The sequence below is a fragment of the Herbaspirillum frisingense GSF30 genome, assembly GCF_000300975.2.
Classification (GTDB): domain Bacteria; phylum Pseudomonadota; class Gammaproteobacteria; order Burkholderiales; family Burkholderiaceae_D; genus Herbaspirillum; species Herbaspirillum frisingense.
In genome coordinates this window covers 117,429-124,540 of sequence record NZ_AEEC02000014.1, presented here as the reverse complement: position 1 = coordinate 124,540, position 7,112 = coordinate 117,429, and the positions used below count along the sequence as shown (strand labels likewise).

Genomic DNA, 7,112 nt, shown 5'->3' with positions numbered 1-7,112 from the left:
ACAGATTTAGTGTGAACAGGCCCTAAATCAGTATGGGGATGCGGAGAGGGCGCTGTCCAACAAGAAAATCTGAACGGCCTTGATTGAAAAATCTTATGAGCAAAAGCGGGGCGGCGGCTGCTTCAGGATGGTGCTGCGCCGCATGCGGCGGTTGTGGATGCGCAGCCAGCAGCAGCGCGGCATTGCGCCCGGCTCAGTTGAGCGGCGCCGGCAGGCGGGCAATCTCGTGGCCCCAATTGAGTGCGAAGTCGGACGCGGTTTCCTGGGCGATGCGGGCCACGGTTTCGGTCAGGGGATTCTCATGGTCCGAGCGGAAGCAGGCGATCAGCGCCAGGGCCGGGAACTCGGTATCGACCCGCAGCAGGTGCAGGCTTTCCTCGTTGAGCTCGCGCTGGATGATGGCCGGCGGCACGGCGGTGATGCCGAAGCCATCGGTGGCCAGCCGGATCATGGTCGCCACCGAGGCGATGCAATTGATATGCAGCGTGCGCTCGCTACGTTCGCTGCCCGAGAACAGGCGCTCGATCACCGCATGCGGCCCCGAGTTGCGGGCGAAGCTGATGATCGGGAAGGCCGCCAGGTCGGTCAGCGACAGGGTCTCGCTGCCGATGTCGAGCTTGGGACTACCGACCCAGCGCATGGGGAATTCGCACAGCGCGATATTGCTGACCTGCGGGCCGATCACCGGTTCGGCCTGCAGCACCAGGTCCAGGTTGCTCTTGCTGAACTGCTCGTGCAGGTGGATGGTGGTATCGCTGACGATCTCGATCTGCAGGCGCGGGAAGGTCTTGTGCAGCCGCCCCAGGAAATCCGGGAACCAGCTGTGGACGATGGATTCGATCACGCCGATGCGGATCACGCCGGCATAGACCTCGCGGTCGGACATGTCGTCCTTCATCTCGCGCATGAGCTTGACCATGCGCTCGGCATACACCAGCGCCTTGCTGCCGTCGGCGGTGAGTGCCACCTCGCGCGCGCTGCGGTCGAACAGGCGCACGCCGAAGTCCTGTTCGAGCGAGGCGATGCGGCTGGAGACGGCAGCCTGGGTGGTGTGCAGGCGCTCGGCAGTGAGCCGGAAATTGCGCAGCCGGGCCAGCCAGACGAAGGTTTCGAGGAAGCGGATATTCATGACGAGCAGGACGTGGAGAAGAGGCGTATTTTATCGCCAGGACGTGTCAACTCCCGTTGTCATTTTTGGTGCGCTGCGCAATAAAGTCGGTCCCGTTCGGCGCACATCTGGTGCATTTCACAGGGTAAGTTGCGTGCTTCTGGTGCGTTATATCGATATTCGGAATTTGAAAGTATTTTTTCTTTACTCCGGATTGAAATGAAAATATATTTACATTTTTCGCGCCAGGGCTGGTCGTCATATCAAGTCCCGCGACAGGATAAAAATGGGTGAGGCCCGCGTTTTCGTAAACGATATAAATCCAATCAATGATATGGAGCGTTTGCAGGCACGGGGCGATTTCTTCAGCACAGACGGGGCAGCGGACGGTGACACAACAACCGAAGAACATCAGCTTGCAGGGAGCCGGCGCGGTCGCGCAGGCCGTGGGCAAGCTGTATCCGCAGTTGTCCAAGTCGCACCGCAAGACCGCCGACTATGTGCTCGGCAACCCCTTTCGCGCCGCGACCATGACCATCGACGAACTGTCGGAGGCCGCCGGCATCTCGGTAGCCACCGCCAACCGTTTTGCCCACGCGCTGGGTTTTGATGGTTATGCCTCCTTCCGCGCGGCCCTGGTGGCGGACTTTGCCACCACGCTGGCGCCGGTGGAAAAGCTGCGCGACGAAGTGCAACGCGCCGCCACCAGCGCCGAGATCATGGCCGCTGCCTTCGATAGCGACATCCATAACATCGAGGCCACCCGCCGCATGCTCACGCCCGAGCATTGTGAACAGGCAGTGGACATGATTCTTGCCGCCGAACGCATCTTCATCACCGGCTTCGGCGCCTCGGCCTACCTGGCCGGCCTGATGGCACATGCGCTGGAGCCCTATGTGCGCACCGTGTCCTCGGTGGCGCTGGCTGGTGGTCCTTCGCAGGCGGGTCGGCAATTCTTCAAGCTCGATAGTCGCGACCTGGTGATCCCGATGGTGTTTCCGCGCTATGCCGCCGATACTGTCTGGCTGACCCAGCGCGCAGTGGAGAAGGGCGCCCGTATCCTGGCCATCACCGATACTCCCGGCTCGCCGCTGGTGCCGCTGGCCGATGTCACGATCTATGCCCAGACCGATCGCAAGCTGTCTCCCACGTCCGATGCGGCCGCGCTGATCTTGATCCAGGCCCTGTGCGATGCGGTGGCGCATCGCGCCCGGCGCTCGGTGCAGGCTGCTTCGCAGATGACCGAATTCGTACTGCCCTGGCTGTATCTGCCGCAACAGCACCAGCGTCCGGCCATGACGCCTGTCGCCAAGCCGGCCCGGGCCGCTCTCAATAAAGGAAAGACCAAAGCATGACCACTCCGGTAATTGCCATCCATGGTGGCGCAGGCACCATTACGCGCGCCTCGCTGAGCGCCGAGGACGAAGCCCGATATCACCAGGCGCTGGCTGACATCGTGGCCGCCGGCCAGGCCGTATTGAATGCCGGTGGCTCGGCACTGGAAGCGGCGACCGAAGCAGTGCGCCTGCTGGAAGACTGTCCGCTGTTCAATGCCGGCCATGGTGCCGTCTATACCAGTGAAGGCCGGCATGAGCTGGATGCCTGCGTGATGAATGGCGCCGACCTGGCCTCCGGCGCGGTGGCCTGTGTCACCAATCTGCGCAACCCGGTGCTGGCTGCCCGCGCCGTGATGGAAAAGAGCGAGCACGTGCTGCTGGTCGGTCCCGCTGCCGAAGCCTTTGCCGCTCGCAACGGTGTGGCCACGGTCACGCCTGACTATTTCCATACCGATGCCCGCCACGAGCAATGGTTGCGCGTGCGCGGTCAGTCGCGGGCCATGCTGGACCATGACGCCTCCTCCTTTGCCTTTGCCGAAAAGACCGCCGCCCCCGTCGAGCCCATCGACCCCGACCACAAGTTCGGCACCGTCGGCGCGGTGGCGCTGGACCAGTTCGGCAACCTGGCTGCGGCCACCTCGACCGGTGGCATCACCAACAAGCAGCCGGGCCGGGTGGGTGATTCACCCATCATCGGTGCCGGCTGCTATGCCAACAATGCCACCGTCGCGGTTTCCGCCACCGGCACCGGTGAGGCCTTCATGCGCACCGTGGCCTGTTACGACATCGGCGCGCGCATGGCCTATGCCGGTCAGTCGCTGGAAGAAGCCAGCCGCGCCGTGGTGTTCGATACCCTGCCCAAGGTCGGCGGACGCGGTGGCGTGATCGCCATCGATGCCCAGGGCAACCTGGCCCTGCCGTTCAATACCGAAGGCATGTACCGCGCCTATGGCTGCGGCGAGCTGGCGCCGGTCACCGAAATTTACGCAGCACCGGCCTGAGTCGGCCGAGCAGGAGAGAATCAAGATGCAACAGTCACAACGCGTGCTCGATGTCAGCCACCTCAACGTCCGCTTCGCCACCTCCGAGCGGACGGTGGATGCGGTGCGCGACCTGTCCTTCCATGTGGATCAGGGCGAGACCCTGGCCATCGTCGGCGAATCGGGTTCGGGCAAGTCGGTGTCCTCGCTGGCGATCATGCGCCTGATCGAACACGGTGGCGGCAAGATCGTCGGCGGCAGCATGCAGTTCCTGCGCCGCAGCGGCCAGACGCTTGATCTGGCCCAGGCCGACAATGCCACCATGCGCGGCATCCGGGGCGCCGAGATCGCCATGATCTTCCAGGAACCGATGACCTCGCTGAACCCGGTCTTCACCGTCGGTGAACAGATCGCCGAATCGATCCGCCTGCACCAGGGCATGAGCCGCGCCGCCGCCCAGGCCGAGGCGCTGCGCATGCTGGAGATGGTGCGTATCCCCGAGGCCCGGCGCGTGCTGGGCCGCCATCCGCACCAGTTGTCGGGTGGCATGCGGCAACGCGTGATGATCGCCATGGCTTTGTCCTGCAAGCCTTCGCTGTTGATCGCCGATGAACCGACCACGGCCCTGGACGTGACCATCCAGGCGCAGATCCTGCAACTGATCCGCTCCCTGCAGGAAGAGATGCACATGGGCGTGATCTTCATCACCCACGACATGGGTGTGGTGGCCGAAGTGGCCGACCGCGTGGTGGTCATGTGCCGTGGCGAGAAGGTGGAAGAAAACGCCGTTGAGCCGCTCTTCGCCGCACCCAGCCATCCCTATACCCGTTCCCTGCTGGCCGCCGTGCCGCGCCTGGGCTCCATGCGCGGTACCGATATGCCGCTGCGTTTCGGTATTGCGCCGCAGGCCGAGGTGCGCCCCGACCTGATCGCCAGCGAGCTGCAGACCCAGCAGGAGATCGCCGCCCAGCGCCAGCCCATCCTCAAGGTGCGCGACCTGACCACCCGCTTCGATGTGAAGAGCGGCATCTTCGGTCGCGTCAAGCAGCGCGTGCATGCGGTGGAAAAGGTCAGCTTCGACCTGTTTGCCGGCGAGACCCTGGCCATCGTCGGTGAGTCCGGCTGTGGCAAGTCCACCACCGGTCGCTCCCTGTTGCGTCTGGTCGATATCGCCGGTGGTCGCGTCGAATTCGGCGGCCGCGACCTGGCACAATTGCCGCGCACCGAGCTGCGCCAGTTGCGGCGCGATATCCAGTTCATCTTCCAGGATCCGTTCGCCTCCCTCGATCCGCGCATGACGGTCGGTTACTCCATCATGGAGCCGATGCTGGTGCACGGCATGAAGGAGGGCGCTCAGGAACGCGTGGATGCACTGCTGACCCGCGTGGGTCTCACCCCCGAACATGGCCAGCGCTACCCGCATGAATTTTCCGGCGGTCAGCGCCAGCGCATCTGCATCGCCCGCGCCCTGGCCCTGAACCCCAAGATCGTCATCGCCGACGAATCGGTGTCGGCGCTGGACGTGTCGATCCAGGCCCAGATCGTCAACCTGATGCTGGACCTGCAGGCCGAGCTGGGGATTTCCTTCATCTTCATCTCGCACGACATGGCCGTGGTGGAGCGCATCAGCCACCGGGTGGCGGTGATGTACCTGGGCCAGATCGTGGAGATCGGCCCGCGTCGCGCGATCTTCGAGAATCCGCAGCATCCCTATACGCGCAAGCTGATGGCGGCCGTGCCGGTGGCCGATCCGACCTTGCGCCAGCCGGGCAAGAAGCTGCTGACCGATGAAATTCCCAGCCCGATCCGGCTGGTGGGCGACGAGCCCAAAGTGGAGCCCCTGAAGGAAGTGGCTCCCGGGCACTTTGTGGCCCAGCACCGTATTGCCGGCGCTTTCTGAGCGCGGGCGGGTTTCCATGTTGTAAATGCTTCAGTGCAGTAATCCCCACTACGTCGTACCAACCTCGCTTTACTGATCAGGAGAGACTACATGACTACCACTGCAACCCGGAAGGGCATGACCATTGCCAAATGGCTGGCCGTCGGCGCCCTGGGCACCTCGCTGCAATTTGCAGCGGCACATGCGTTCGCGGCCAAGACCGTGACGCTGGCGGTGTATTCCACCTTCACCACGCTGGACCCCTATGACGCCAACGACACCCTGTCGCTGTCCATGGCCAAGTCCTTCTACCAGGGCCTGTTCGGTTTCGACAAGGACATGAAGCTCATTCCGGTGCTGGCCGAAGGCTACCTGGTGAGCAAGGACGGTCTGGAATACACCATCCGCCTGAAGCAGGGCGTGAAGTTCCAGGACGGTACCGTGTTCAAGGCCGACGCCGTGAAGGCCGTGTTCGACCGCGTCACCAACCCGGACAACAAGTTGAAGCGCTACAACCTCTTCAACCGCATCGCCAAGACCGAAATCCTGAACGATTACACCGTCAAGATCGTGCTCAAGGAGCCGTTCTCGGCCTTCATCAACGTGCTGGCCCACCCGTCGGCGGTGATGATTTCGCCGGCCGCGCTGAAGCAGTACGGCAACAAGGACATCGCCTTCCACCCGGTCGGCACCGGCCCCTTCAAGTTCGTCGAATGGAAACAGACCGACTACGTCAAGGTCGAGAAATTCGATGGCTACTGGAAGCCGGGCTATCCCAAGGTCGACGAGATCATCTGGAAGCCGGTGGTCGACAACAACGCCCGCTCGGCCATGATGCAGACCGGCGAGGCGCAATTCACCTATCCGCTGCCCTACGAGCAGGCCGATCTGTTGAAGAGCAAGTCCAACCTGGATGTGGTGGCGGCACCATCCATCATCCAGCGTTACATGTCGATGAATACCAAGCAGAAGCCTTTCGACAACCCGAAGGTGCGCGAAGCCATCAACTACGCCATCAACAAGCAGGCGCTGGTGAAGGTGGCCTTCAACGGCTATGCCACGCCGATGGAAGGCGTGGTGCCGCAGGGCGTGGACTACGCCTTCAAGACCGGCCCCTGGCCCTATGACGTGAAGAAGGCCAAGGCCCTGCTGGCCGAAGCCGGTTATCCGAATGGTTTCGAGACCGAACTGTGGTCGGCCTACACGCACAGCACGGCACTGAAGATCATCCAGTTCCTGCAGCAGCAACTGGCGCAGGTCGGCATCAAGGCCAAGATCCAGGCCCTGGAGTCCGGTCAGCGCGTGGAACGCGTGGAAAGCTGGCAAGACCCTGCCACCGCGCCGGTACGTCTGCTCTACATCGGCTGGTCCTCCTCGACCGGTGAAGCCGACTGGGCACTGCGTCCGCTGCTGGCTTCCGAAGCCATGCCGCCGCGCCTGTACAACACCGCCTACTACAAGAACGACAAGGTCGACGCCGACATCGCCAAGGCCCTGACCCTGACCGATCGCAAGGAAAAGGAAGCCCTGTACAAGGACGCCCAGCAGGAAATCTGGAAGGATGCACCGTGGGCCTTCCTGGTGACCGAAAAGCTGCTGTACGCGCGCAACAAGAACCTCAAGGGCGTCTATGTGATGCCTGACCAGGCGATCGAGTTCGAGAACATCGAACTGACGAAGTAAGCAGGCAGCACCAAGCGGCGGCGCAGCAGGATTGCGCCGCCACTTGCATTCTTCGGTGGACGTCTGGTCCATCGCGCAACAAGAAGGGTCCGATCCATCGGCGACGAGCGGCCTTATTCAGAGAG

General features: G+C 62.9%; 5 protein-coding genes. 4 read left to right on the top strand and 1 reads right to left on the bottom strand.

Translation table 11 applies throughout. The annotated features are described in order from the left end of the window. Positions 1-193: 193 nt before the first annotated feature. On the bottom strand, positions 194-1,129 hold the full coding sequence (locus tag HFRIS_RS11915) for a LysR family transcriptional regulator (protein ID WP_006463599.1): 936 nt from the start codon (positions 1,127-1,129) through the stop codon (positions 194-196). Positions 1,130-1,497: 368 nt separating this feature from the next. Between HFRIS_RS11915 and HFRIS_RS11910 the strand changes: the two genes are divergently transcribed. The 4 genes from HFRIS_RS11910 to gsiB all read left to right on the top strand — a co-directional run bounded on the left by HFRIS_RS11910 (position 1,498) and on the right by gsiB (position 6,987). Beyond that, on the top strand, positions 1,498-2,463 hold the full coding sequence (locus tag HFRIS_RS11910; protein WP_039875452.1) for a MurR/RpiR family transcriptional regulator: 966 nt from the start codon (positions 1,498-1,500) through the stop codon (positions 2,461-2,463). Then, positions 2,460-3,446 (top strand): isoaspartyl peptidase/L-asparaginase family protein, encoded by a 987-nt coding sequence (locus tag HFRIS_RS11905; RefSeq protein ID WP_006463597.1) that lies wholly within the window; start codon positions 2,460-2,462, stop codon positions 3,444-3,446. Before HFRIS_RS11910 ends, HFRIS_RS11905 begins: the two co-directional genes overlap by 4 nt. A gap of 25 nt (positions 3,447-3,471) precedes the next feature. Then, a complete protein-coding gene (locus HFRIS_RS11900; RefSeq protein ID WP_039875450.1) occupies positions 3,472-5,325 on the top strand; it encodes a dipeptide ABC transporter ATP-binding protein in 1,854 nt (617 codons plus the stop codon). 90 nt (positions 5,326-5,415) lie between these two features. Then, on the top strand, positions 5,416-6,987 hold the full coding sequence (gene gsiB, locus HFRIS_RS11895) for a glutathione ABC transporter substrate-binding protein GsiB (RefSeq protein WP_039875449.1): 1,572 nt from the start codon (positions 5,416-5,418) through the stop codon (positions 6,985-6,987). The last annotated feature ends 125 nt before the right edge of the window (positions 6,988-7,112 follow it).

Coding starts and splice junctions, on each gene's coding strand:
- HFRIS_RS11915 (WP_006463599.1), bottom strand. CDS start 1,129: ATGAATATCCGCTTCCTCGAAACCTTCGTCTGGCTGGCCCGGCTGCGC.
- HFRIS_RS11905 (WP_006463597.1), top strand. CDS start 2,460: ATGACCACTCCGGTAATTGCCATCCATGGTGGCGCAGGCACCATTACG.
- HFRIS_RS11900 (WP_039875450.1), top strand. CDS start 3,472: ATGCAACAGTCACAACGCGTGCTCGATGTCAGCCACCTCAACGTCCGC.
- gsiB (WP_039875449.1), top strand. CDS start 5,416: ATGACTACCACTGCAACCCGGAAGGGCATGACCATTGCCAAATGGCTG.